Raw genomic sequence first — 25,714 nt, forward strand, 5'->3', positions numbered from 1 at the left:
TCTGCCTTGTTCTCAAGCATTTTTCCTGCGCTATTTATGACTATCTACTTACTGTGATTGGTATAACTCCCGGAAGGGAATTATTTACGAACGGCAATCGCTTCGATTTCGATACCCACATCTTTTGGCAAACGAGCTACTTCAACGCAAGAGCGCGCTGGGTAATGTTCAACGTTGTGTTCGTCAAAGAACTTACCGTAAACTTCATTTACAGCACCGAAATCATTTAAGTCTTTTACGAATACCGTCATCTTAACGATATCTGATACGGTTAAGCCAGATGCTGCAACGACAGCTTTTACATTGTCTAAAGATTGACGAGCTTGAACTGCGATGTCATCAGAAACCTCGCCTGTTGCTGGATCTACAGGGATTTGGCCTGAAGTCAGAACCATACTGCCTAGGTCAACACCTTGAATGTATGGACCGATTGCTGCAGGAGCTGATTCTGTATGAAGAACTTTAGTCATTATAATATTCCATCGATTGTTAGGGGAAACTAGGTGGTTAGTTTGCCTTCAAACCCCGAAGAGGTAAAGCGCAAAAGTCGCCACCTATTACGCTTGTGAAAACTTTAAATTCGAGAAAGCTTTCAATTCGTGAGAGCTTTAAATTTTTGAAAACTATAAGTTCGTGAGACTTAGTTCCCTAAGGTTGCAACCATGACAGCCTTGATGGTGTGCATACGGTTTTCAGCCTGATCAAAAACAATCGAGTAGTCTGATTCAAATACTTCATCCGTCACTTCTAAACCATTCATGGCGTACTTGTCGGAGACTTCTTTACCGACAGTCGTTTCATCATTATGAAATGCAGGTAGACAGTGCATGAATTTCACTTGAGGGTTGCCAGTCGCTTTAATGACATCCATGTTGATTTGATAGGGCGTCATTAATGCAACACGTTCATCCCATGCTTGTTCTGATTCTCCCATTGAGACCCAAACATCGGTATAGAGAAAGTCACAACCTTCCACGCCTTGTTTTACATCTTCTGTCAGAGTAATCGTCGCTCCAGTAAGTTCGGCGATTTGCTGACACTCTTTAACTAATGATTCGTCAGGCCAAAATGATCTTGGTGCGATTAAACGGATGTCCATCCCCATTTTTGCAGCGCCAACCAACAGTGAGTTGCCCATGTTATTACGAGCATCGCCAAGGTAGGCAAAAGTGGTTTGATGGAGCAACTTGCCGCGGCCATGTTCAAGCATGGTGAGGAAGTCGGCTAGAATCTGAGTCGGGTGAAACTCATTGGTGAGGCCATTCCAAACCGGAACGCCAGCATACTCACCAAGCTCTTCAACAATATCTTGCCCAAACCCGCGGTACTCAATTCCATCATACATGCGCCCCAATACACGAGCGGTGTCTTTCATTGACTCTTTATGACCGATCTGAGAACCCGATGGACCTAGGTAAGAAACTTGAGCGCCTTGATCAAATGCGGCAACTTCAAAAGCACAACGAGTTCGCGTGGAAGCTTTCTCAAAAATCAGAGCGATATTTTTACCGCTTAAACGCTTCTGCTCAGTGCCAGCATATTTCGCTTTTTTAAGATCCATCGAGAGATCCAGTAGAAATTGGATCTCCTTAGGAGTGTAATCGAGCAGTTTCAAGAAATTACGGTTGCGCAAATTGAAAGCCATGTCTCATTCCTTAAGATAATGAATAGGGTAGAAAACACTTATACATATAAATGCCATAATTGTGAATAATTATTTATCGCAAAAATAGAAAAGGGCTGAAAAAATCAGCCCTTAGAAGTATCGATAGAGGTTTTAGAGATTAAGGTTTAGAGATTCGTTTTCATAGGTAGATAAACTAAATGCCATCACGCTCAATAGGGCAACTCATACAGCGAGCGCCACCACGACCACGTCCTAACTCATTACCAGGGATGGTAAGCACTTCGATTCCTGCTTTATCATACTTTTCATTGGTATAGACATTACGCTCATAACCGATGACGACACCAGGTTTCACTGTGAGAACATTGTTGGCATCATTCCATTGCTCACGCTCCGCTTCATAACTGTCCCCACCAGTCGTGATGATCTTAAGTTGATCAATCCCTAAAGCCGACTCAATGGCGCTCATATAGCTATGCGACTCTTCCGCTTTCATTTCTCCATTCTGTTTAGGAGTTAAACGCCACGTATTCAAATCTTTACGAACGATTTCTGGGTAAACGGAAAAAGTATCAATATCCATGTGAGTCATTACGGTATCTAAGTGCATGCATGAACGATGTTTAGGTAAATCAATAGCGATCACTTCACTCGCTTGGCCTGTTTTGAAAAGGTTCTGCGCCATATTCTCAACGCCTTGTGGAGTGGTTCGCTCTGAAATACCAATCAGAACGGCACCATTACCGATAACAAGAACATCACCGCCTTCAATATTGGCATTATCGTAATTCAAATGTTCATCATCGAAATACTTAATGAAGTCCTGCCCTGCAAATGTGGGATGCCAGCGATAGATAGCACGCAAGTGATTCGTTTCACGTTGTCTTGCTGCTTTCATCATAGGGTTAAGGGAGACGCCACCATATACCCAACAAGATGTATCGCGAGTGAAGAGATGGTTAGGCAAAGGTTCAATCACAAAGTCGAGTGGGCGATGCATTTTAGGCAGCATTGAAGAGGATTGAATCGGCAACTCAGAGTAGGCTAGACCACCAAGAAGTATCGTCGCTAAGTGTTCATTATCCATACTCGCGAGGTAGATACGCAGCTCACGAGCAAACGTTGGCCCATAACGGAAATTAGAGATTTGGGTCTCCAGAAGCCACTCTCTTGCTTCTGCTACATCGAGAGTTTCGACTAAAAGATCATGCAACAGGAGAACGTCGACTCCTTGATTTCGAAGTGTATTGGCGAAAACATCATGCTCTTTCCCGGCAGCTTCAACGGCTAATACGTCATCGAAAAGAAGTTCATGACAGTTGGATGGGGTTAAGTGGGTGAGGGCGCGTTCCGGACGATTTAGTAATACTCGTCTTAACTGACCGACTTCAGAGCCAACGTACAACTTACTCATTTTGTATCCTTACTATTAGTCCAGTATGTAGTTATGGCAAGGTTATCGGCAATATGCAAATTGAACATAAGTGAAACATTCTGATGAAGTGGGCTTATTGTAATGCTTAGCTCTGATATGTAGGAGTTTGGTGAATTTTGATACTGAAAGCTAACATTCGATCTTAACAATATGTTGTGAGTGAATATGCAATGAGAGATATAGAAAAGTGGCGGTCTCAGTAGCTTGATTGTGAATTTATATGCATTACGGATGCCATTTTTATCATTGGATTACGTTATTATGCACTCTCCTGATTTTGACTATATGCAATCAAGGATAATAAACAGGCGGTTTACTGAGCACTTCTCATTTTAAGCCATAAAAATATTGTTCTGAATTTCGTTATGCATAAAAAATGTTAATTTCCTGTATGTACCTTGTTCGTTTTTTTGCTTGCCATTAAATATTTAAATCTGATCCAGAAAAGATCGGTTCTAGGAGGGTTTGATAGTGGCTTTTAAGCTCGATCCATGACATATTTCATCGCTATAATATTTGATCCTTATAAGCACACATTCTGGAGCACAAACATGTCTCACGAAGATGAATATCTATCAGTTGAAGATTTAATTGAGATTCAAAAAGAAGATACACGCGACATCATTGAAGCCTTAATTGAAGACGGTAGTGATCCGGATGCGCTGTATGACATCGAGCACCACCTTTTTGCTGAAAATTTTGAAGTACTTGAAAAAGCAGTTGTTGAAGCATTCAAGATGGGTTTCGAAGTTCTTGAAGCAGAAGAGACGGAAGATGAAGATGGCAACAAGCTTCTTTGTTGTGATGCGACGATGCAATCTGTGTTAAAAGCGGATGTGATTGATGAGCAAGTGGTTAAGTTGGTTAACTTAGCTGAGAAGTTCGACATTATTTATGATGGCTGGGGTACTTACTATGAAGGTGAGGACGCTATCCATGAAGACGAAGAAGAAGATGACGAAGAGTAATCGTTAATTATCCTTTTGTTTACTAAAATGCCGGCTTATGAGTCGGCATTTTTTATTCCTCAAAAAGAGATGTCATTCTATCTACCCATTCTCTATAATGCAGACAAACTTGATCTAGCTCAATTTATATTATGCAATTACCTCTGGCTGGCTGGTGGCAAATCTCACCATTGACCGATCTCTCTGTACCTCAAAATGATATTACTTTCCCATCCGCATTAAGTGCGGTACTGCCTAGTGATTTAACAGAAGAGATGATCGCGGATCAAGAGTGGCACTTAATGCATGATATTGATGTAGACGAAACTATGCTCTCGTTTCCTGCGGTTGAGCTTGTAATGGCTGGTGTCGATTATTTTGCGGAGGTTAGGTTGAATGGCGTGGCGCTGTTTGATTGCGATGCCACTCAAAACGTATATAAGAAAGACATTCGACCTTACTTACAGTTAGGGAGAAATCGCTTTGAAGTTCTCTTTTTAGAGCAAGAAGAAGATTTATTGTTTGAAGAAGATAAATTGGATATATGCACTTTAGGTGAACAGAAAGTGACGCCTTCTGATCGTCGTATCGGGATCTGGAAAGCGCCGTACTTACAATTTATTAAACACGTTCGCCTAGATCATATTACCACTGAGCAGATTTGGCATTACGGTGGCGGCTGTGAATTTAAAGTTGATGTTTACTATCAAACATTCGCCTCGGGCCTCATTTCTGCTTCGATCAAATTTAATGGTATGACTTACCATGTTCCACTTGATGTCAGAGCCGACCATGCGGGAGCTCTATTCCAGATTGAAGCCCCTAAATACATCGATTTAAATAACCCTAATTCTGACGATATGTATCAACTTGAAATCAAACTTGATGGGCAAGAATTGAAGCTTCAGGTGGGATTGAGTCAAGACTTATGCGTGACTCATTTTCCTGTGTTATCTGCGTGATGGCTCTTTTTCAGGTGCTAATGATTCCATCATCTAGTACTAATGACTTTGTTTTTTTGGGGTTGATAGAAGCGTTTGTCAAAGCAAAGGGTCTGCTTAGCTCATAACACTTTCAGCATTCGAATTTCACAAACCTCATGACCAGTATTCCCCATCGCTTGCTTAATATGCTCAAACCCTAATGATTCATAAAGTGCCACTGCGGCACTTAATTCTGCGGTGGTCTCTAGGTAACAGTGCTTGTAGCCTTGTTTCTGAGCGAAGTTTAGTGCTTTGGTGACAAGCGTTTTCGCTAAACCTTTACCTCGGATTTGAGGTAAGAAATACATCTTTTGTAGTTCGCAAACCCCTTCCTCTCCAATTAAAGGAGCAACACCGCCACCACCAACGACGGTCTCTCCTGCTTCTATTATCCAATATTGTGCATTGCTCGCGCAGTATACTTCACTCATGCAATCTAAAGTCGGATCGCCAACGGCATAGCCTTGCTCTTCGGTTAAACCGAATTCTGCAGAAACGGTGCGGATGACGGAGGCTATTGGTAAATTATCTGCTGGTGTTAAAGGACGCACCTTTAAACCTTTTTGTCGTTCCGTATTAAGCAGTGCTTGGTTATAGATGGTTAAGGTGCTTTCAAGCTGAGTTAATTGCTCGATTGGAAGTTGGTCAATCACTTGCTGGTAATGGTGATTTTGTTGCTGGTGTAATTGCTGCAATGTATGTAACCCCTGTTCAGTTAGGGTGGTCACTTGGCTACGCTTATCTTTTGGGTTGGTGATACTTTTGATGAAGCCTAACTTGCTTAGTCGGTTAAGAGTTCGACTCGCATTGGATTTATCGACATTTAAAAGCTTCGCCATTTGGTTCACGCTGCAAGGTGATCTTTCTAATTCAATGAGAGCATGAGCTTGAACGGGGGTAAGCGATACCTCTCCGCACTGGGTTTCTAGCATGCCCAATTGCCTGACAAGTTGGCGAGATAGATCTCTTAATGAGGCTGGGTTCATAATTATTACCTAAAAGTAGTTGCGTACTGCAACTTAATTTAGTCGCGAATGGCAACTATGTCAATAAGCATCATTTATTCATCATTAATGATTAATAAATCAATAACTTAAATATATAAAAAGTGCGTATATGTCGTCATTTATAAATTGATTTAAACTATCTGTTTCTGTATTTTCTTTGGTAGATGTGCGCAAAGACGTATATGAATTTTACTACTGTCAGATGGAATTATAGAAAATGGACAAGAATGAGTTAGAAACCCAGGTTGCTTTTAGTGGTCAGGGTAAAGAGTATTTCGGGATTTGGATTGTTAATATCTTATTATCAATCATTACGCTGGGTATTTATTCTGCATGGGCGAAGGTTCGTAATAAACGATACTTTTATGGACATACAGCGATTGGTGGAGATAGTTTTGAATACCACGGTAAACCGATACAAATATTGAAAGGCCGTATTATCGCAATGATCTGCGTTGTGGCTTGGGGTGTCAGTAATCAATTAGCACCTCAAATTTCATTGGTGCTATTGGTTGGTTTTTTTGCACTTCTGCCATTATTAGCTCGTAGTAATGCTCGCTTCGATGCTGCAATGACAAGCTTTCGCAATGTTCATTTTTCTTTTCAAGGTACGACGTCAGGAGCTTACTGGGCAATACTTGGACGTGGCCTTATCGCTATGACTGGCTTCATCGCAGCGATTGCTGTAACCGTGTTTGCTATGAAAGCGAGTATGATTGCTGGTGGTATTGCGATTCTATTCTTGATGCCTGCTTATGTTTATCTTCAATCTTGGTCATTGGCCGGTATTGCTAATTACTTTGCGAATGGCTATCGCTATGGTGACCGTCAATTTATAGCCGACTACCAAAACCGCTTTTATTTTAAAGTGTATTTAAAGGGTATGATTGCTTGGACTTTAATATCGATTGTTGCCGCTTTGGCATTCTTTAGTGTTGCAGGCTTTAATTTAATCAATAACCCAGGCTCGCTTGCTGAGGTGGCTAATAGTGGAAGTTTGGCTTCAATGATTGCCATTTTGTATTTTGGTTTCATTGTGATGAGTATGGCGATTGCTGCCTATATTCGAGTGACAATAAGAAATTATACGTTTTCAGAGTTAGTGCTTGATGGTAAAGAAGGTGAAGCGGATTCAGCATTAAGCTTTTCGTCGACGTTAACCGTCGTAAGTTACATCTCATTGGTGGTAACGAACTTCTTACTCCAAGTATTTACTCTTGGTTTAGCTAGGCCGTGGGTTATGGTTCGAACGATGAGTTACTTATCAGAGAACACTTATGTTCAAGGGAATTTGGACCTATTACTGGTCAATGATCAAGCTTCAGATGTGAGTTCCGCTATTTCAGATGAGATCTCCCAAGCCTTTAATATCGACCTTGGTATTGGTTAAATGATATCAGGCGTTGCACACCCGCCTCGTAGTTCTGAACGCTGCGAGGCGACATTAGATGTTTCTCAACCCGATAAAGTTACTCTCAACTTTCCGGAAAGGAGCATCTCCGCATATTTAAACCGTGTAGATATTGTGCATGGAGTTGGAGCGTCCCCGACGAAGATTCGATTCCCTGATGGCTCGCAATTTATCGCAAGCAGTAATGAGGAGTTGAATCATTATTTGCAAAGTAAGGGACGAAATAACCTCATTGGTAAGCTTGAGAAAAACATCACCGCTATTTTACTGAGTAGTTTAGCTTTGGTGCTTCTCACTGTCTCAATCTTTACTCATGGCATCCCTTGGCTTACCCATCAGATTGTGGCTAACTTGCCTGATTCAGTTCCTCAATTGATTGAGAGACAGGTACTGGAATCTTTGGATGAGCAATTGTTTGAGCACTCTACTCTTTCACAACAGCAACAGGTTCATATTCGCCAACGTTTTCATTCTCACCTTGAGCAGATGGATATTCATGACGAAGTACAATTAGTTTTTCGTTCTTCAGATGTTGGTGCAAATGCTTTTGCTCTCAGTGGTGGAACCATTGTTGTTTTGGATGACTTAGTGCGGTTAACGAAAACGGAGAAGCAGCTAGACAGTATTCTATTGCATGAATTAGGTCATATTAAGCATCAGCATGTGATGAAAGCATTAGTACGTTCTAGCTTGATCTCATCTGCGGTGGCGCTATTGACGGGTGAAAGCTCAGGTGTGATCGATAATTTTACGGGGTTAGGAGTGTTTGTCGCGAATAATGGGCAGTCTCAAGAAGCGGAGCGTGAAGCCGATGTTTTTGCCTCTGATGCAATGGTTGGGCTGTACGGCTCAAATCAAGCGATGGTAGATATGTTTGAGTTGCTAGGGAAGGAAGGACACATGGAGCTACCTACATGGTTAAGTTCTCATCCTGAGTTGAATGAACGAATTGAGTCATTAAAAAGGGCGCATTAATGATTTGGTGCGAGATCGGCTCAGAAAAGAGTAGGGCTGAATTATTGTGATAAATAAAAAGGGCAGAAAAATCTGCCCTTTATACTTCATTGATTAATCAGAGAGTGAATTATAGCGCAGCAATAGTTTGCTTTTGTGCTTCCAACTTCACTAAAGTCTCTTTGTAACCTTCTAGCTTTTCACGCTCTTTAGCGATAACGACTTCTGGTGCTTTAGCAACGAAACCTTCGTTACCTAGTTTACCTTCGATACGTTTGATTTCGCCTTGAGTTTTTGCTACTTCTTTATCTAGACGAGCAAGCTCGGCATCTTTGTTGATAAGACCCGCCATTGGGATCATCAATTCAGATTTGCCAACCAGTTTAGTCGCACAAGCAGGAGTTGCTTCGCCATCGGCTAGAACTTTAATGTCGTCTAACTTAGCAAGAGAGTTCAGAACGATCATGTTTGCTTCGATACGAGTAGCATCTTTCTCGTCTGCTACTTTGATCATTACTTCCAAGCCTTTGCTAGGTGCAATGTCGTATTCCGCACGTAAGTTACGGATAGCAGTGATGAAAGTCTTAACCCATTCGATGTCTTCTACGATCTCAGCATTGAAGTTATCTTCGTTAAACTGAGGAAGCGCTTGAGTCATGATTGTCTCACCTTCAACGCCATCTACTAGTGGCTTAACGCTCTGCCAGATAGATTCAGTGATGTAAGGTAGAACAGGGTGTGCAAGACGCAGTGTCTTCTCTAGAACTGTGATAAGCGTGTAACGAGTCGCTTGTTGTTGAGCTTCAGTACCTTTCCAAAGAACAGGTTTCGTTAGCTCTAAGTACCAGTCACAGAATTGGTTCCAGATGAATTCGTAAAGTGTGTTTGCCGCCATGTCTAGACGGTAGTTGTCTAGATGAGCGTTAAACTCTTTCGCTGCAACTTCAAACTGAGATTCAATCCATTTATCTGCTAGAGAGAATTCCATGTTTGCACGGTCTTCAGCAGACAGTGACATGCCACAATCGTGCTCTTCTGTGTTCATCAGTACGTAACGGCTTGCGTTCCATAGCTTGTTACAGAAGTTACGGTAACCTTCAAGACGCTTCATGTCCCAGTTGATGTCACGGCCAGTTGAAGCCATAGCCGCAAGAGTGAAACGTAGTGCATCAGTACCGTATGGTTCAATACCGTTTTCGAAGGTTTTACGTGTTGCTTTTTCGATCTTAGCAGCCATCTTAGGTTGCATCATGTTGCCACAACGCTTCTCTACTAGCTCTTCAAGACCAATACCATCGATCATGTCGATAGGGTCAAGTACGTTACCTTTCGATTTCGACATCTTGTCGCCGTTTTCATCACGGATAAGACCCGTCATGTAAACTGTTTTGAAAGGTACTTGTGCATTGCCATCTTCGTCTTTCACGAAGTGCATGGTCATCATGATCATACGAGCAACCCAGAAGAAGATAATATCAAAACCAGATACTAGAACTTCAGATGGGTGGAATGTTTTTAGTGCATCTGTGTTTTCAGGCCAGCCTTGCGTGCCGAACGTCCAAAGTGCAGAAGAGAACCAAGTATCGAGAACGTCGTCGTCTTGCTTAAGCACAACAACAGGCGCTAGATTGTTCTTTTCACGAACTTCTTCTTCAGTGCGACCTACGTAAACTTTACCATCGTTGTCGTACCATGCTGGGATACGGTGGCCCCACCAAAGTTGACGAGAGATACACCAGTCTTGTACGTCACGCATCCAAGCAAAGTACATGTTTTCGTATTGCTTAGGAACGAATTGGATTTGACCATCTTCAACGGCTTTAACTGCAGGCTCAGCAAGAGGTGCTGTGCGTACGTACCATTGGTCAGTCAGCATTGGTTCAATAACCACACCACCACGGTCACCGTAAGGAACGGTTAGATCGTGATCTTTGATCTCTTCGAGAAGACCAAGTTCATCGAACTCAGCAACGATAGCTTTACGAGCAGCAAAGCGCTCCATGCCTTGGTATTTAGCAGGGATGTCTGTTGAGTAAACATCGCTTTCTTCGCCGTTGGTTGTGAATACTTCAGCAGCATCACGGATATCAGCGTTGAACGTTAGGATGTTGATCATTGGTAGGTTGTTGCGCTTACCAACTTCGTAATCGTTAAAATCGTGAGCAGGGGTGATTTTCACACAACCTGTACCCTTTTCCATGTCAGCGTGCTCATCGCCTACGATAGGGATAAGACGGTTAACAACAGGAAGTAGGATCTCTTTACCTATAAGATCTTTGTAGCGAGGATCTTCTGGGTTTACCGCTACGCCAGTATCACCAAGCATGGTTTCTGGACGAGTAGTCGCGACAACGATGTAATCTTTACCATCCGCGGTTTTAACACCGTTCGCTAGAGGGTAGCGGAAGTGCCACATGAAACCTTTTTTGTCTTTGTTTTCAACTTCAAGATCAGAAATCGCAGTGTGCAGTTTAGGATCCCAGTTTACTAGACGCTTACCACGGTAGATTAGGTCTTCTTCGTATAGACGAACGAAGACTTCTTGAGTCGCAGCAGATAAGCCGTCATCCATAGTGAAACGTTCACGGTCCCAGTCTACAGATGCACCTAGGCGACGAAGTTGCTTAGTGATCGTGCCACCAGATTCGCCTTTCCATTCCCAGATCTTGTCGATGAAAGCTTCACGGCCGTAGTCGTGTTTTGTTTTGCCTTCTTCAGCAGCGATCTTACGCTCTACAACCATTTGAGTTGCGATACCTGCGTGGTCAGTACCCACTTGCCAAAGCGTATTTTTACCTTTCATACGCTCTGCACGGATTAGAGTATCCATGATCGTATCTTGGAACGCGTGACCCATATGTAGGCTACCAGTGACGTTCGGTGGCGGGATCATGATGCTGTAAGCTTCTTTTGATGTGTCACCGTGTGGCTTAAAGTAGCCTTTCTCTTCCCAAGTCTTATACAGAGCTTGTTCGATTGATGTTGGGTTATATGTCTTTTCCATAGTGCTCTTAACGGATACTTTGATTATTTAAAACAGGTCAAACTTCATAACTAACGCTTCTCAGAATGTACTGAATCTCAGAGCTTATGCTTCTTAGCGCTTTAGCTCCTCAAAAATAACTGAGAGCGATTTAGGTATGATGTTTGACTATGGATATACGATGTCGATGGTTTGCAATTGATACCCTGCCTGACGGTAAACTTTATACCTTTCACGAGCGAGTTGCTTAGCTTTTTCATCACAGGGAACGAAGTCTATCACTTGAGCAAAGGTTCGAGCAAAGGTTGTCTGATTATCAGCCAAATTTATTACCAATTGACGGTTCCAAGTGTGTTTTACACCGGTATAACCGATTTCAATATTGGTTGCATATTTAGGGCCTTCACCCACTAGGTTATGCGCCATGAAGTTTTCGGGTAGCACTTGCCAAAAATGTTCAGCTATTTGTTCGGCATGTTCTTTGTCATTGCAGTGCAAATAGACTTTTGCATTTTGCTGAACAAAATGACGAGTAAGAAAAAGCAAATATTGTGCAAAACCATCCTGATTAGCTTGGGGGCCATCAGCACTTACGATGTAAAATGTTGCTGTTTGCATAGTGTTTACTCACTTTTTCTTTATCTCGTTTATCTATATAAGTGTATAGCTGATTGAACTCACAATAATGCGAGCAACAAAAAAGGGCCCTGAGGCCCTTTTACTATTTTGAAGATTGCTCTTCAGTTTCTTGGCCACTTCGGTTCAATAAGAATTGGACAAGCATTGAGACCGGACGGCCCGTTGAGCCTTTCGCAGCACCTGACTTCCACGCAGTACCTGCGCTATCAATGTGTGCCCAGTTGTATTTCTTAGCAAATTTCGATAAGAAACAACCCGCAGTAATGGTGCCACCAGGACGACCACCAATGTTTGCCATGTCTGCAAATGGGCTTGATAGTTGCTCATGGTACTCATCGGTCATCGGTAGACGCCATGCTCGGTCGCTTGCTTGCTCTGATGCATTCACTAGCTCATGAGACAGTGGATTGTGATTAGAAAGCACAGCACTAATATGGTGACCAAGCGCCATCACACATGCGCCTGTTAGTGTCGCGACATCGACAACACAATCTGGTTCGAAACGTTCAACGTAAGTCAGTGCATCACAAAGAACCAAACGTCCTTCAGCATCGGTATTCAATACTTCAACGGTTTGGCCTGACATAGTGGTAAGGATGTCACCTGGACGGTAAGCATTGCTACCTGGCATATTTTCACAGCCCGCTAGAACACCAACTACGTTGATTGGCAGGTTCAATTTAGCGAGGGCCTTCATGGTGCCGAATACCGACGCTGCGCCACACATGTCGTATTTCATTTCATCCATAGCTTCGCCTGGTTTAAGTGAAATACCACCTGAATCAAATGTTAAGCCTTTTCCGATCAGTACAATTGGTTTGGCATCTGGATCGGCTGCGCCTTTATATTCCATCACTGACATCAGAGATTCATTACGAGAACCTCGACCAACTGCTAGGTATGAGGTCATACCCAGTTTTTCCATCTCTTCTTCACCGATGATTTTTGTCGTTACCGTTTCAAAATCATCTGCAAGGCGTCTTGCTTGAGAAGCGAGGTAAGCAGGATTCGCAATATTGGGTGGCATGTTGCCAAGATCTTTCGACGCTTTTACGCCTGAAGAAATAGCAAGGCCATGAGTGATCGCTCTTTCACCAAGATTTAACTCACGACGAGTCGGTACATTGAATACTAACTTGCGAAGTGGGCGACGAGTTTCTGGCTTATTGCTTTTGAATTGATCGAAGGTGTAAAGGCCATCTTTAGTTGCTTCAACCGCTTGACGTACTTTCCAGTAGGTATCACGACCTTTAACGTGCAACTCTGTAAGGAAACAAACAGCTTCCATAGAACCTGTCTCATTAAGCGTGCTGATCGTCTTTTGAATTATTTCTTTGTATTGACGTTCACCAAGCTCGCGTTCTTTACCGCAACCGACAAGAAGTACACGTTCAGACAGAACTCCTGGTACTTGATGCAACAACAGCATTTGACCTGGTTTTCCTTCGAGATCACCACGGCGAAGTAGTGAACTAATATAGCCATCGCTGATTTTATCTAGCTGCTCAGCGACTGGAGAAAGGCGACGTGGTTCAAACACACCAACAACGATACATGCGCTGCGCTGTTTCTCTGGGCTGCCACTTTTTACACTGAACTCCATGCGTACTCCTACATCCTGAAGACAAATCGAACTAAATGTTAGATAATGATAGTTTACTTGCTGGATCCTGTATTCGAAAGGGCCCTAAATAAACCAATTAACACTTAGCTAAAATTAAAAAAATAAAAGGTTCAACGGGAAATTATAGTGATTCAATTAAAAAAACAAGTTTTGTATAGGTAATTTGAGCGTGATTATTGTTAGATATTTGATCCGCGAGACACTTAAGAGCCAGTTTGCGATTTTTTTCGTCCTGTTTTTAGTGTTTCTAAGCCAAAAATTTATTAGCGTTTTGGCCGACGCTACCGATGGCGATATTCCTGCGAGCCTTATTCTTTCGGTTGTTGGTTTGAATATGCCAGCAATGGGGCTGTTGATGCTCCCACTTAGTCTGTTTATTGGGATCTTGCTGACATTTGGTCGTTTGTACGCCGAAAGTGAAATTGTGGTCATGAACGCGACAGGAATTGGCAATAAGTTTTTAATTCAAGCTGCACTGTATTTGGCATTGATTACAGGCAGTATCGCTGCATTTAACTCGCTATGGCTTTCACCTTGGAGTCAGGAAAAAGAAGCGCAGTTAATGGAACAAATCGCTGCGGAAAACAGTGTCGATTTATTAAAGAAAGGACATTTTCAGCGCACTCCTGATGGTTCGTCGGTCGTGTTTATTGACGATATCAAAAATAGTACATTATCGAATGTCTTTGTTGCTCAGTTATTGCCTAGAGATTCCATTTTACCAAGCGTTATGTTTTCGTCGTCAGGTGTTGTAAAAGAGCTGACAGATGGAAGGCAGATCATCTCGATGAGTGATGGTGTCCGATATGAAGGCGTACCAACAAGGCTTGACTATATGGTGACGAAATTTGAGGAATATGATGGGCTAATAGGGCAGCGAGAAGTGAAACGCAAAGGTCGAGATTGGGAAGCATTGCCAACATTTGAGCTTCTTACTCATCCAGACCCGAGTGCCAAAGCTGAGCTTCAATGGCGTATTTCCTTATTTATTTGTATACCTTTATTGACCATGCTAGTTGTACCACTTTCTGCGGTTAATCCTCGTCAAGGTCGATTTGCTAAAATGGGGCCTGCTATCTTGATCTATTTAGCGTATTTCTTGTCGATTAGTGCGACTAAATCTGCTTTAGAAGATGGAAGTATTCCCGCTTCAATTGGATTGTGGCCCATTAATGCCGGGTTGTTAATTGTTGCTGTAGGAGCCAATTTGATGGATAGCATTCCCGTTCGTCGATTTAAAGATATCTTAAGAAAGAAGAGGCTTGCCTAGACTGTGTTTAAAATTCTTGATTTGTATATAGGCAGAACAATCATTGCAACCACTTCTTTGGTGTTAGTGACCTTCGTTGGTTTGTCTGGAATTATCAAATATGTAGATCAACTGCGAAAAGTTGGCAGAGGAAGTTATGATCTACTGGATGCGTTGTTCTTCGTTATATTGAGTATTCCACGCGACATTGAAATGTTTTTCCCAATGGCGGCTCTGCTTGGTGCCTTAATTGGGCTTGGAATGATGGCTTCGAGCTCTGAACTCGTGGTGATGCAAGCTGCTGGGTTTTCAAAATTGAACATTGGATCTTCTGTTTTGAAAACGGCGATTCCTTTGATGTTGGCGGTAATGCTACTAGGTCAGTGGGGCGCACCACAAGCACAAAAAATTGCTAGGGAAATGCGTGCTTTTGCTGTTTCTGGAGGAAGCATTGTCTCTGTTAGAAGTGGTGTTTGGGCTCGTGATGCCAATGATTTTATCTTTATAGGCAAAGTCGATGATGACAAGTTATGGGCTTTAAACATGTGGCGATTTAATGCTGACAAGCAGTTAGAGTCCATCATTTCAGCGGAAACGGTAAGCTATTTAAAAGATAATACGTGGTTGATGAAAGATGTACAGATTACCAATATGATGAATGAAGTCGAAATTTCCAAACAACAATTACCTGAATATCGCTGGAAAACATCATTAGCACCAGACAAGCTTGCTGTGGTGACAGTTAAACCGGGTGAGTTGTCGTTGAGTGGCCTTTATGATTACGTTAATTACCTTAAAGAATCAGAGCAAGATTCATCTCGTTATGAATTAGCGCTATGGCGGAAAATAACGCAACCATTTTCAATCGCGGTTATGATGCTTATGGCTCTGTCATTTATTTTTGGTCCATTACGTAGTGTGACCATGGGGGCCAGAATTCTATCGGGTGTTATCGCCGGTTTTACTTTCTATATATCAAGTGAATTTTTCGGACCATTAAGTCTGGTTTATAACATCCCACCAATGTTTGGTGCGATAGCTCCAAGTATCGTATTTTTGACCATCTCGATAATACTGCTCAGAAGAAAGCTATAGATATAAAAATGGAAGACATCGTGTCTTCCATTTTTTTGAACTTTAGTTTGCTTTCGGTAGCACGACAACTTCAGTTTTTGCCCAGATATCTTGGAAACCTCGCTTCTGGGGATCAAATGGAACCGCCAGATTTGCTAAACCGAAGCCGGAAGTTCCTAATCTTATTAAAGCTTGAGTGGTCGTTATCGGGCTATTATCCGAATTTTGTAAACGTAATTTCCATGCCCTCATCCCCAATGTTTGACCTGCACGAGTCCAAAAGAACACAAAAAAGTAGACCCAAACACTGACTAGGTAAATAGTATAAACATAGCTCCATACAGGATGCGTGGAGAGTAGGTCACTTGCATCGGTGTAAGTACCGTAATGCAATAGACCAGCAGCAACTAATGCTTCAAGGATGGCAATTACGATGCCCGCAGCCATCATCTCGATAGCAATAACAATTAAAGCATCATAAAGAAGAGCGCCTAATCGACGCATTAAACTGGCTGGTGGTAAATTATGTTGTGTACTCATTGCTCGTTTCTTATTTGGAAATATTGGCGTCAGAATATAGTCTTGAAAGCTCAGAGGGAAGAGAGATTACGCACAGCTTCGTCATTTATGGCGAAAATATCGTCAAACGATTTGTAATTCAATCTTTTGCACTTGCACAGGTACCCATCTTACGTATAATGCCAAACATCGAAAGGGCAATGCCCCAAGATAATGCCGGTATGGTGAAATTGGTATACACGACGGATTCAAAATCCGTTGCCTTCGGGCGTGGCGGTTCAAGTCCGCCTACCGGTACCATATTTAAATGATAAAGCCTCGACTCTAGTTGGGGCTTTGTTGTTTCTAGCACAATCAAAAGCTTGGCTCAGTTTCCCTTTCTTGTTATCAGCTCTATTTCCCCTCCAATCGACCTTCTTTATCAGTCTTGAGTTTTCTTCTATGGTGCATCTATGGTTCATCGCATGTCGATTCTGTGCTCAAGGGAATCCAAGTAAATCCAACAGATGCAAAATCCTGTAACTTCGCAAGTCAGTATCACCAAGGTTTGTGAGCTTGAAGAACCATGGTACGACCATGGTGACTTTACGGTGTTATGAATTTTTAATGTGATTCTGGTTTGAGTAGAAGATCGTTTTGATAGGGTGTCGTTAAGCCTTTTATCATGGGCGTTGTTGGTTAGTGTGTCGTAAGTGCGTTGGGGATATACACTAACAACCAATCACACTGAAAATTCGCAATTGTCATTATTAGATTAATTTTCTCCAGATTGACTCTTATCAGATGTAACTAGGTTTTGTCCCCTTCGCAAATGCACAAGTTCATGAATTCAAATGTATAGACAGGATGATAAGTGGAGTTTATGGAAGCCTTGTATTGCATAGAGTGACTTGATTCATAAGTTTGATTGAGTGGGGTGTATATCGACGGAATTTAATGAGAGTATTCTCTCAATTTATAAATTTGAGAGAAGTGATATGAATGTTCTAGGCAGCTTTAAAGGGAAGCTTTTTGTCGCTGTAACTTTTTTACTTTCAGCCTCCTTGATAGTCTCCAATATGCTATCTTATAAACAGATTTCTTCATCGATACACGAACGTGTCAATGAGTATTCGATGCTTAAAATTGAGACAACAAGTGACACAATTAAAACATGGCTTAATACGATTAAGTCTGGGTTAGTTGCTAACGCCCCTGATTTTGCGAATGAATACAGTGACCCACAAGTTTTATTGATGCTAAGGCAGATTGCTAATACATCTTTAGCGTCTGATATCGTCGTGGGATTTGAAGATGGCCGTTCATATGGTAACGCTAGTGGTAAACGTGAACTGTCAACATATGATCCTCGGGTCCGTAGTTGGTATCAGCTAGCTAAGCAAGAAGGTCAGGTGGTCATGACGGATATTTATCGTGATGCACTAACTAAAAGTTTATTGGTGAGTATTGCTGAACCTTTCTATTCCGAAGGTCAATTAAAAGGTGTGTTACTCGCTGATATAGAGCTGAGTTTGCTAGATGAACTTGTACAAAAGTCTCCATTCCCCGGTGCTATTATGGGGGTTTATGATGACACCAGTTTGACTATTGCATCGAACGGTGAGGTTGATGTGCCGGGGGAGACTAAATTATATGATTTCGATAGCTTACGGACTCTTACCGATATTCTGTTATCACAGAAGTCTGGAATTGTGGATTATAGTTTGAATGATGTAGAAAAAGTCGCATTTTTTAAAACCATAGATGTAGATAAAAGTCGCAGCTGGCATTTGCTTGTTGGTGTTGATAAGTCAGTTGCTTATTCTGAGCTGGATGTCGCCTTGAAAGAGTCTCTGTATACCTCGATTGCCCTGCTCATCGGTTCATTTGTGATCTTTTCCATTATTTTCAACTTAACTTATCGACCAATTTTAGCGCTGAAAAGTACTGTTGTTAATTTATCTAAAGGCAATGGTGATTTAACTCGTAGATTGAATGTTGATAGCAATGATGATTTGGGTGAAATAGCGCGAGCTGTAAATACATTCATCGGTAATTTGCAAGCTATGATGTTGGATGTTTCTAAGTCATCGAAACAGATTTCTAATAATATTAATCAGCTGACAAATCAGACTTTGAGTAATGATCAAGTTTTATCGTCACATGTAATGGAAACTAGTCAAGTGGTGGCTGCTATTAATGAAATGAGTTCAACTGCGGAAAGTGTTGCTCAAAGTGCTTCTCAGACTGCTGAATTTACTAAAACAACTAATGATGAAGCTGAGCAATCTAAGCTTGTTGTGGCGAACTCAGTACGAAGTGTTGCTGATTTAGTTACGGAAGTTGAGGCAATGGCTTGTAGTATTCACTCTATGCATCAAGACTCGCAAAAAATTGGCTCTGTTTTAACTGTTATAGGGGAAATTGCTGACCAAACAAATTTACTAGCGCTTAATGCAGCGATTGAAGCCGCTCGAGCTGGGGAGCAAGGAAGAGGGTTTGCTGTTGTCGCTGATGAAGTTAGAGCTTTGGCTGCAAGAACGCAGCAGAGCACGTCCGAAATTAATAGCATGCTCGCTGACCTTAATGAAGGAACTAAAACTGTAGTAAAGGCTATGGATGAAACTAAGTTACGCTGTGAAAAAACAGCAGAGGCAACGGAAAATGTGAATGTTAGTTTAGATGTAATGGTTAACTCTATTACACGCATTAATGACTTAGGTTTAGAGATAGCTACTGCTGCTGAGCAACAAAATGTTGTGACAGATGAAGTTAGTCGTAACATGACTACGATTCAAAGTATGGTGCATGAACTGACAGGTAATAGCACTCAAACAATGGAAAACACTCAAAACCTAACCCAAAGCAATAGGCAGCTATCGGTGCTTGTTGATCAATTTAAGTTACAGTGATTTGAGTGATATTGGTCGATATCCTAGGCTATCGACCCTTTCCTAAATAGAGGGAACTGGCTCAGCAAATACTTAATTTGTTAATTATAAGTATGGGGTCAAATTTATAAGTTATACATATGAATGTGTGATTTGATGAAGGCTATTTAGGTGAAAATGGGATAATATGCCACTAAATGAATAACTACAGGTGTTTGTGGTAATGACACAATCAGATGAAATTTCTCAGTTTTTAAACTTTCTCGTGGATGCCATTTTGATCGTGGATCAGCATTCTAATATTGTATTTGCGAATAAGTCATGCGCTCGGTTATTTGGTTATGAGAGAGAGGTATTGTTAACCCTTAGGCTGAGCGACTTGATGCAACCGGATGTTGTCAGTCATCACGATGTGAAGGTTAGTAACTTCGTACTTAACCAATCACAAGCAAGAGCTATGATGTCTAGAAGCATTATGCCTTGTCGAAATGCAAGTGGTGGTGGGTTTAACGCCAGAATTTCCATAGCAAATATTGTTTTCAATGGTATGCAATGTGGGATAGCCACTTTACATGATTACTCAAGAGTTCAAGAGTTAATAGATGAACTAAAGGATGAAGCTAATACTGATGCACTAACAGGCTTATTCAATAAGCGACACCTTGAGAGTGTATTAGAAAATCAGTCATTAAGTGTTCTTGATTCTGGTTGCTTGGGAGTTGCCTATTTAGATTTAAATGGATTTAAATTAATTAATGACACTTTTGGGCATGATATTGGTGACCAGCTTCTTGTTGAAATATCGGCTCGCTTGAAAGGAGAGTTACGTAGTAGTGACATTTGCTTTCGAGTAGGTGGGGATGAATTCCTTGTATTGTTTGATATTAATGACCATCAGAATTACGAATATGAAGCTAAAGGTATCGCCAATAAACTACATGAACTAATTTCAGCGCCAGTTTCGGTAGATAATTCCAATGCTGACATTACGGTTGGAGTCAGTATTGGAATTGGCATTTATCCGCATGATGACCGTGAATTATCAGTGTTAATAGATAAGACGGATAGAGCTATGTATGTAGCTAAAAAACAAAAACTACCTTATGTGTTTACTTCAACTTTAAGTTGATCTGCGTTAGTAAATAAAGTGATTGATCGTTTTGATGGGGTTGTTGTTAAGCCTTTTATCATGGGCGTTGTTGTCTAGTGTGTCATTAGTGTGTTGGGGATGTACATTAATAATCAATCACACTAATACACAGCGAAACGACCATGAGATTGTTTACTCAATTACTTCAATGAACTTTATCCCCGATATTCCCTTTAGAAACTTACCAACTAATTCCACTACACCCACCAGAAGTGATTTTAACGCGATGATTCAGTATCGTTATTACTAACGTTCGATGGGTTAACTTTGCTGTTGTAAGCTCACTGAGTGATTGTCTGAGGTGCTTCTGGTGGTAAGTGGGCATGATCAGTGTGCCGTGTGGTGGTGTTCATGTAGATGGTAACTTTTCTTTCGACATATCGTGTACTTATCTCACCTTTCATCAAGAATCACTAAACATCACTGATAATCACCAGAATATCTCTGTTCTATCATCGTCGTTTTGCTTCGGTCTTTCATACAATGGCATCGTTCATTTAACAACGGAGATAGAACGATGAGTAACAAACAGAACGACCATAAATCAAATCAAGCTAACAGTAACAAAGGTTCTACTGGTCAAAATACGGCGTATCAAAAAGCAAATGACAATCATGCTAATCAGATGAACCCTAATAATTCACGTTACCAAGGCAAAAAGTAGGAGGTTACAATGATCGATTCTTCAGATATGTCTCAAGACGAGTTAGATGTTTGGTCTGATATTAATAATCCTAATAATGATGCCGATATGGATGATTGGGCGGATGCTCACAATCCTAATAACGATGATTATATAGGTGATGACTAAAGTTACTGCCGATGGTTAAATTACCGTCGGCTTTTTTATTGATAACAGTAGGTTGGCTATGAGTGGTATGAACAAAAAATATAAATATACAAGGCAGCTACTCAAGTTGGCGATTGAAAATGGTGGGTATCGGAATGAAGATATCGCTGTTAAGGCTAGGTTGAGTAATAAATCTGTTGCTCAGGTTTCAAGGTGGCGTAATGGTCAAAAAGAAGCTACTGAAGCGCAGATGGTATACTTTATTAAGGAGTATGGACATTTACTTAAACGAAGAATGGAACATTTATTTTCTTACCAAGAAGAGGTAAGTGGCGCGATAGGTATTAAGTATAGAAAGTTATCTGGTGAAGTCATATTTAAACATCAAATACGAGTACCTTCTCGGAAAGGAAAGTCAATTGGTAGCACAGCACTCGCTAGGCTCGTCGTCATAGATAATGAACATAAATATCACATTATTAGACAAATCAGAGGTGGTTTAACTCAAGTTCAACTACATAACGGAAACTATCCGACTTTGTATCATAGTGATAATGAAGAAGCGAATTGGTTGGCATATAGTATCGAACAGAACCTAGATTTAGATGAGGTTGTTGCATCATTTCAAAATTTTATCGCTTCGCTTTTAAGCGGGCAGAATCCTGTAGACGACCTTTATTTTGGCGAAAGACAAACGCAAAATGATAGTAGAGTATTTTTACAAACTCAAACTCAGCCAATTGAGTATTGTCTATTTCAAAAAATGATGAAGCTTGGGTTAAGTTGCGATAGTTTTCCCTTTGAGTAATATAGGATATTCCAATAGCTAATGAGGGGCTCAATCCTCAAACCAGAACTGGATGCCAGTTCATCACAACAATACCTTTCATTATGAGCACCACCCTAGCTTCATTGGCTGGGTCGTGTACAGGTATTTGGACAACCTTGTAGCCTGTCATTGACTAGGTGAAAACGCTGAGGCAAGTAGCTGAAACTGCTCAAGGTTCATTAGGGATAGGGGTGGGTAAAGCCGAACCATATGACTTCGTGTTGTATCGTTCGGCTTTTATTTTGTCCTAAATCTCCGTAACTAAAGACCTTTCAAATTTATATTACTGAAATGTAAGTATATAAATTAACGGAGGTTTGAATGAGTAAATCACAACGACTCACCACCACTTTCCTCAACAATCTTAAACCCAATCCCACAACTGCAAAATCCACCGATTACGAAGTCAACTTATCAGCTATGAAAGACTCCGGTTTACCTACTGGTGTTCGCTGCTTAGTCGGTAAGTCTGGCGGCAAGCGGTTCCTGCTTCGATATACAAGCCCTGTTACTGGTAAGAAGGCATCGATAGGGTTAGGTAAACACCCTGAAACCTGCATCATTACTCTGCGTAAAATTGCTAAGGAATATCGCCAGCAGATTCTTGAAGGTGTTGACCCTAAACTTGAACGTGATAATAAAGCTGTCGAGAAGGCAATGACATTAGAGCGCTTCTTTGATGAAGTCTATTTACCGCTGGCTAAGCAAAAGCGTAGTTGGAAAGATGAAGTGGCGCGGTTTAGGTTAGCTAAGTCGATACATCATGTACCGATTAACGAATTAACCGCTGCCCATATCATCAAGGTACAGATGGAGTTGCAGAATGGGGTTAGTCATAAGGGAACACCTTATGCGGTTGCTACTATCAATCGAGTATTGGCTCTGCTCAAGACGATTAACAAGCAAGCTTACAAGTTGATTGATGCGCCGTTTATTGCCAATAAGGTTAGCTTGTTGAAAGAGAATAATGTGCGAACCGGGTACCTGAGTGAATCACAGCTCAAGGAATTTATTGGTCATGCGCTCGACTATCCAGATAGACAAACGGGCGCGTTCTTAGCTTTGTTATTCTTGACTGGGCTTCGTGACAAAGAGTTGAGGTTTCGTTTATGGGATGAGGTGAATTGGGAAGAACAAACCCTCACTATCCCGCATACGAAAAACGGCAGTAGCCACATTATTTACTTAAGTGATTACATGATTCAGGTTTTGGAGTCGTTGCCTAAGGTGTCGAATAATCCTTATCTCTTTGCTGGACGTCACAAGGGCAAACCAATTAGCCCTGCTAGACACGCTTTGAAGTCAATAAAGATCAAAATGGGGCTGCCTGACATTCCAGGAGATAAAGCTAACATAACTCTACACAGTGCTAGACATACTGTCGGGTCACTATTGGCGTCTCAAGGCGTGCCTTTACATGACATAGCCAAACAGTTAAATCATAAAGACTTATCTAGCTCTAGGCGCTATGCGAAGTTAACGGTGGGAAGGCAACGAGAAATTGGGTCTAGGCTATCTGAGATGGTAACGGCTAAGCCTGAAGTACGATGGGAATGACTGCGGTGAATTTAAGTATTTAGGTTTGATATTACATTAGAAAAAGCCCCTGTTTAGCGATGAGCTAAACAGGGGCTTTTTCATTATTAGAGGGAAATTAATTATGAAAATCGTAAACAAGTTTGAAGACATTGAATCATTGCCAATGCCTGATGATGTGAAAGCAAAGCTGCTAGAACACTTGATAGAGCCATTCGGTGATGAAGAAAGCACGAAAGCGTTCTGGGGTGAGGTTGGCACTACTTTGTATTTGATTGAGGAGTCCGATACCGATCAAACCTTGAGTAAAGAACCGGAAGTCGATCAAAGCTTTCTACGCTTTGTCACTAACTACCCTGAATGGGTTTTATTACTAAATGATGATGACTGTCCTTGGCTACTTGCTGTTGCCATTGTTACTACGGCTGGTAGTGGGGTGTATTGCTGCGCTCCAATGAACAGTCCAACGTTCCCTGTCGTCAAGCTTGCTGAACAAGCTGAAGTTTAACTCTGAATCTAATCTTAATAGTCACTAATAGTATGGAGGTGACCCATGGCACGTAAAACCAATCAAAAGGAAAAAGTCGTTCAACCTGAAGTATTAGAGGGTAATGAACAAGTCACGGTTACTGACGATAATCCAGTAGACCATTTCACTAATATCGTGCTCGAAGGCAAAGCGAAAAAGTTATCACCGAAAACTCAGAATCATGTGTTCTATGAGCTTTCGGTACATGATGATCTAAATGCTCTATTCCTTAGACTTTCGGGTAATGAAGGTGGCGGTCTTCATAGTAAAGAGTGGGTAGCCTTTGAAGATATTGTCGCTGTGTTAAATGAGCAAGACGACAAGCCGTTTAAAAGCACTGTACTTAAATCTGTGTTCAAAGGTGGGTCTGCTAATAATGCTGGATTTATGGCGGCGGCACTGCGTGGGTTATTACTTATCCTGCCGTCAGAGAAATCGGTGTTTCTCCACGTTCTTGCGCCAGACTACGAGCAACGTCGTGATGAACTCCTGTCATTAGTGGACGGTGAAACCGAAGCTAAATAACCTCGAAACTCACATCAATCCTTATCCCCTAAGCCAACTCTGGCTTTTCATACCTAGCATTTAACAAGAGTGCTTCCTTAGCAAATTAAACGAGACTTTATTATGAACTTAACTTTTGACGTTGAGCGCTTACTGCTGCCAGTAAGTGTCGATCTTCAAGATACTTTAAACCGAGTGATCAACGAATCAGGTAAATGGACACCCATGATCCAATCGGTCGTGATTAACTTCCGAGATACAAGCTACAGCTCTGAGGACGGCGGCTTTCATCCTGTTGAAATCAGGCTTGTTCGACTCTATGACCAATGGGTATTTGATTACATCACTGACTTTGCGTATTGCGGTGGTCCCTATCCCGAACTGGTTAAAGAGGTGGATTTCAACTTCGGATGTGGGACAGCGAGTTTTTCCTATGTTCCGGAATTACCAATAACAAGTAGTGAGGTAATGGAGTTCTACTCGATGTGGGAAACCAACTTTCTAAGTTACATCGGAATGGACTGCTTTGATGAGATAGAAGTCACGGTAGATTAGTCCATCACTAACGAATCAAGTTGAAAGCACCATGTATGCACCATAAAATCCGCCTCTCACTTCCTAGTGACACTAAGGCTTCCTATTGTTCCATGCTTGTCATGGTGTGATGGGAAGCCTTTTTCATTGGAGCAAGTTTCTACAACGTTTTGCCAATCCGTTGAGTTCAGGCGTCAGAGAAGATGAAGTGACTGGCTTATTATGGGCGGTGGAAGTACCTAGGAAAGGGACTCTAATTTTAACGGGGTTGCTGTCTTCTTGCTGGTGTTTTGACATTAATGACTCCCATTACTATGTCGAAGTAATGGGAGCGTTTTTGTAGATTAAATCTAGAGCTGGTATGGCTTCCTTGCCTAACCTGAGCTGAAAGTCCTTATGATTAAGTTAATAATATTAATATAATTAACTCAGCGAAAAGCACTGTTCTAATCTATTAAAGTGTTAGTTTTCGCGGAGTAAAAATAGGGCATTTAACACTTCTCCTTACCCTGTATCGGTT

At 41.5% G+C, this 25,714-nt stretch carries 24 protein-coding genes and 1 tRNA gene; 16 read left to right on the forward strand and 9 right to left on the reverse strand.

From position 1 onward, the window contains the following. Positions 1-80 precede the first annotated feature (80 nt). The 3 genes from FCV43_RS08835 to arcA form a co-directional block, all read right to left on the reverse strand. Positions 81-470: a RidA family protein gene (locus FCV43_RS08835; RefSeq protein ID WP_136994920.1), complete on the reverse strand. Its 390-nt coding sequence runs from the start codon at positions 468-470 to the stop codon at positions 81-83. 170 nt (positions 471-640) lie between these two features. Continuing rightward, on the reverse strand, positions 641-1,645 hold the full coding sequence (gene argF / locus FCV43_RS08840; RefSeq protein ID WP_136994921.1) for an ornithine carbamoyltransferase: 1,005 nt from the start codon (positions 1,643-1,645) through the stop codon (positions 641-643). A gap of 175 nt (positions 1,646-1,820) precedes the next feature. Continuing rightward, positions 1,821-3,041 (reverse strand): arginine deiminase, encoded by a 1,221-nt coding sequence (gene arcA / locus FCV43_RS08845; RefSeq protein ID WP_017051835.1) that lies wholly within the window; start codon positions 3,039-3,041, stop codon positions 1,821-1,823. 572 nt (positions 3,042-3,613) lie between these two features. On the opposite strand from arcA, the gene rraB reads away from it, so the two are divergent. Together rraB and FCV43_RS08855 are read left to right on the forward strand one after the other, a co-directional pair. Further along, a complete protein-coding gene (rraB, locus tag FCV43_RS08850) occupies positions 3,614-4,030 on the forward strand; it encodes a ribonuclease E inhibitor RraB (protein ID WP_017051834.1) in 417 nt (138 codons plus the stop codon). A gap of 131 nt (positions 4,031-4,161) precedes the next feature. Continuing rightward, a complete protein-coding gene (locus FCV43_RS08855) occupies positions 4,162-4,971 on the forward strand; it encodes a glycosyl hydrolase 2 galactose-binding domain-containing protein (RefSeq protein WP_113795528.1) in 810 nt (269 codons plus the stop codon). Positions 4,972-5,072: 101 nt separating this feature from the next. Here FCV43_RS08855 and FCV43_RS08860 read toward each other — a convergent pair whose 3' ends face one another. Then, positions 5,073-5,978 carry a bifunctional helix-turn-helix transcriptional regulator/GNAT family N-acetyltransferase gene (locus FCV43_RS08860; RefSeq protein ID WP_136994922.1) on the reverse strand — a complete coding sequence of 302 codons (906 nt, stop codon included), beginning with the start codon at positions 5,976-5,978 and terminating at the stop codon, positions 5,073-5,075. A gap of 238 nt (positions 5,979-6,216) precedes the next feature. On the opposite strand from FCV43_RS08860, the gene FCV43_RS08865 reads away from it, so the two are divergent. Beyond that, complete coding sequence (locus FCV43_RS08865; RefSeq protein WP_136994923.1) at positions 6,217-7,389, forward strand: YjgN family protein; 1,173 nt, start codon at positions 6,217-6,219, stop codon at positions 7,387-7,389. After that, positions 7,390-8,385: a M48 family metallopeptidase gene (locus FCV43_RS08870; RefSeq protein ID WP_136994924.1), complete on the forward strand. Its 996-nt coding sequence runs from the start codon at positions 7,390-7,392 to the stop codon at positions 8,383-8,385. A 109-nt stretch (positions 8,386-8,494) separates the two neighbouring features. On the opposite strand, the gene FCV43_RS08875 is transcribed toward FCV43_RS08870, so the two are convergent. The 3 genes from FCV43_RS08875 to pepA all read right to left on the reverse strand — a co-directional run bounded on the left by FCV43_RS08875 (position 8,495) and on the right by pepA (position 13,589). After that, positions 8,495-11,368, reverse strand: a complete 2,874-nt coding sequence (locus tag FCV43_RS08875; protein WP_136994925.1) for a valine--tRNA ligase — start codon at positions 11,366-11,368, stop codon at positions 8,495-8,497. 147 nt (positions 11,369-11,515) lie between these two features. After that, positions 11,516-11,965, reverse strand: a complete 450-nt coding sequence (locus tag FCV43_RS08880) for a DNA polymerase III subunit chi (protein ID WP_136994926.1) — start codon at positions 11,963-11,965, stop codon at positions 11,516-11,518. A gap of 103 nt (positions 11,966-12,068) precedes the next feature. Beyond that, a complete protein-coding gene (gene pepA / locus FCV43_RS08885; RefSeq protein ID WP_017051827.1) occupies positions 12,069-13,589 on the reverse strand; it encodes a leucyl aminopeptidase in 1,521 nt (506 codons plus the stop codon). A gap of 190 nt (positions 13,590-13,779) precedes the next feature. Here pepA and lptF point away from each other — a divergent pair, with 190 nt between their 5' ends. Beyond that, entirely contained in the window at positions 13,780-14,880 is a 1,101-nt protein-coding gene (gene lptF / locus FCV43_RS08890) for an LPS export ABC transporter permease LptF (protein WP_136994927.1), read from the forward strand. Between the two features lie 3 nt (positions 14,881-14,883). Beyond that, a complete protein-coding gene (gene lptG, locus FCV43_RS08895; RefSeq protein WP_017051825.1) occupies positions 14,884-15,954 on the forward strand; it encodes an LPS export ABC transporter permease LptG in 1,071 nt (356 codons plus the stop codon). A 42-nt stretch (positions 15,955-15,996) separates the two neighbouring features. Here the strand turns inward: lptG and FCV43_RS08900 are convergent, their stop codons facing one another. Beyond that, positions 15,997-16,473, reverse strand: coding sequence for an RDD family protein (locus FCV43_RS08900; protein WP_113795540.1), 477 nt, complete (start codon positions 16,471-16,473; stop codon positions 15,997-15,999). Positions 16,474-16,667: 194 nt separating this feature from the next. Here FCV43_RS08900 and FCV43_RS08905 point away from each other — a divergent pair. From FCV43_RS08905 to FCV43_RS08945, 10 genes are all read left to right on the forward strand, one after another. Continuing rightward, positions 16,668-16,752 (forward strand) — tRNA-Leu (locus tag FCV43_RS08905). A 677-nt stretch (positions 16,753-17,429) separates the two neighbouring features. After that, positions 17,430-19,343: a methyl-accepting chemotaxis protein gene (locus tag FCV43_RS08910; protein ID WP_136994928.1), complete on the forward strand. Its 1,914-nt coding sequence runs from the start codon at positions 17,430-17,432 to the stop codon at positions 19,341-19,343. A 202-nt stretch (positions 19,344-19,545) separates the two neighbouring features. Beyond that, positions 19,546-20,451 (forward strand): sensor domain-containing diguanylate cyclase, encoded by a 906-nt coding sequence (locus tag FCV43_RS08915; protein WP_136994929.1) that lies wholly within the window; start codon positions 19,546-19,548, stop codon positions 20,449-20,451. Between the two features lie 538 nt (positions 20,452-20,989). Then, on the forward strand, positions 20,990-21,136 hold the full coding sequence (locus FCV43_RS08920; RefSeq protein ID WP_102570708.1) for an alpha-amylase: 147 nt from the start codon (positions 20,990-20,992) through the stop codon (positions 21,134-21,136). A gap of 9 nt (positions 21,137-21,145) precedes the next feature. Continuing rightward, the gene (locus FCV43_RS20365) at positions 21,146-21,283 is read left to right on the forward strand and encodes a hypothetical protein (RefSeq protein ID WP_016796248.1); all 138 of its coding nucleotides are present in this window, start codon (positions 21,146-21,148) and stop codon (positions 21,281-21,283) included. 58 nt (positions 21,284-21,341) lie between these two features. Beyond that, positions 21,342-22,070 carry a hypothetical protein gene (locus tag FCV43_RS08925; RefSeq protein ID WP_136994930.1) on the forward strand — a complete coding sequence of 243 codons (729 nt, stop codon included), beginning with the start codon at positions 21,342-21,344 and terminating at the stop codon, positions 22,068-22,070. A gap of 342 nt (positions 22,071-22,412) precedes the next feature. Further along, a complete protein-coding gene (locus tag FCV43_RS08930) occupies positions 22,413-23,648 on the forward strand; it encodes a tyrosine-type recombinase/integrase (RefSeq protein ID WP_136994931.1) in 1,236 nt (411 codons plus the stop codon). Positions 23,649-23,751: 103 nt separating this feature from the next. Next, a complete protein-coding gene (locus tag FCV43_RS08935; RefSeq protein ID WP_136994932.1) occupies positions 23,752-24,135 on the forward strand; it encodes a hypothetical protein in 384 nt (127 codons plus the stop codon). A 45-nt stretch (positions 24,136-24,180) separates the two neighbouring features. Beyond that, entirely contained in the window at positions 24,181-24,681 is a 501-nt protein-coding gene (locus FCV43_RS08940) for a hypothetical protein (protein WP_136994933.1), read from the forward strand. A gap of 102 nt (positions 24,682-24,783) precedes the next feature. Further along, a complete protein-coding gene (locus FCV43_RS08945) occupies positions 24,784-25,215 on the forward strand; it encodes a DUF2787 family protein (RefSeq protein ID WP_136994934.1) in 432 nt (143 codons plus the stop codon). A gap of 123 nt (positions 25,216-25,338) precedes the next feature. Here FCV43_RS08945 and FCV43_RS20370 read toward each other — a convergent pair whose 3' ends face one another. Continuing rightward, on the reverse strand, positions 25,339-25,491 hold the full coding sequence (locus FCV43_RS20370; RefSeq protein WP_170961631.1) for a hypothetical protein: 153 nt from the start codon (positions 25,489-25,491) through the stop codon (positions 25,339-25,341). Between the last annotated feature and the right edge of the window lie 223 nt (positions 25,492-25,714).

Origin of the sequence: Vibrio genomosp. F6 (assembly GCF_005146325.1) — a bacterium.
Lineage (GTDB): Bacteria > Pseudomonadota > Gammaproteobacteria > Enterobacterales > Vibrionaceae > Vibrio > Vibrio cortegadensis.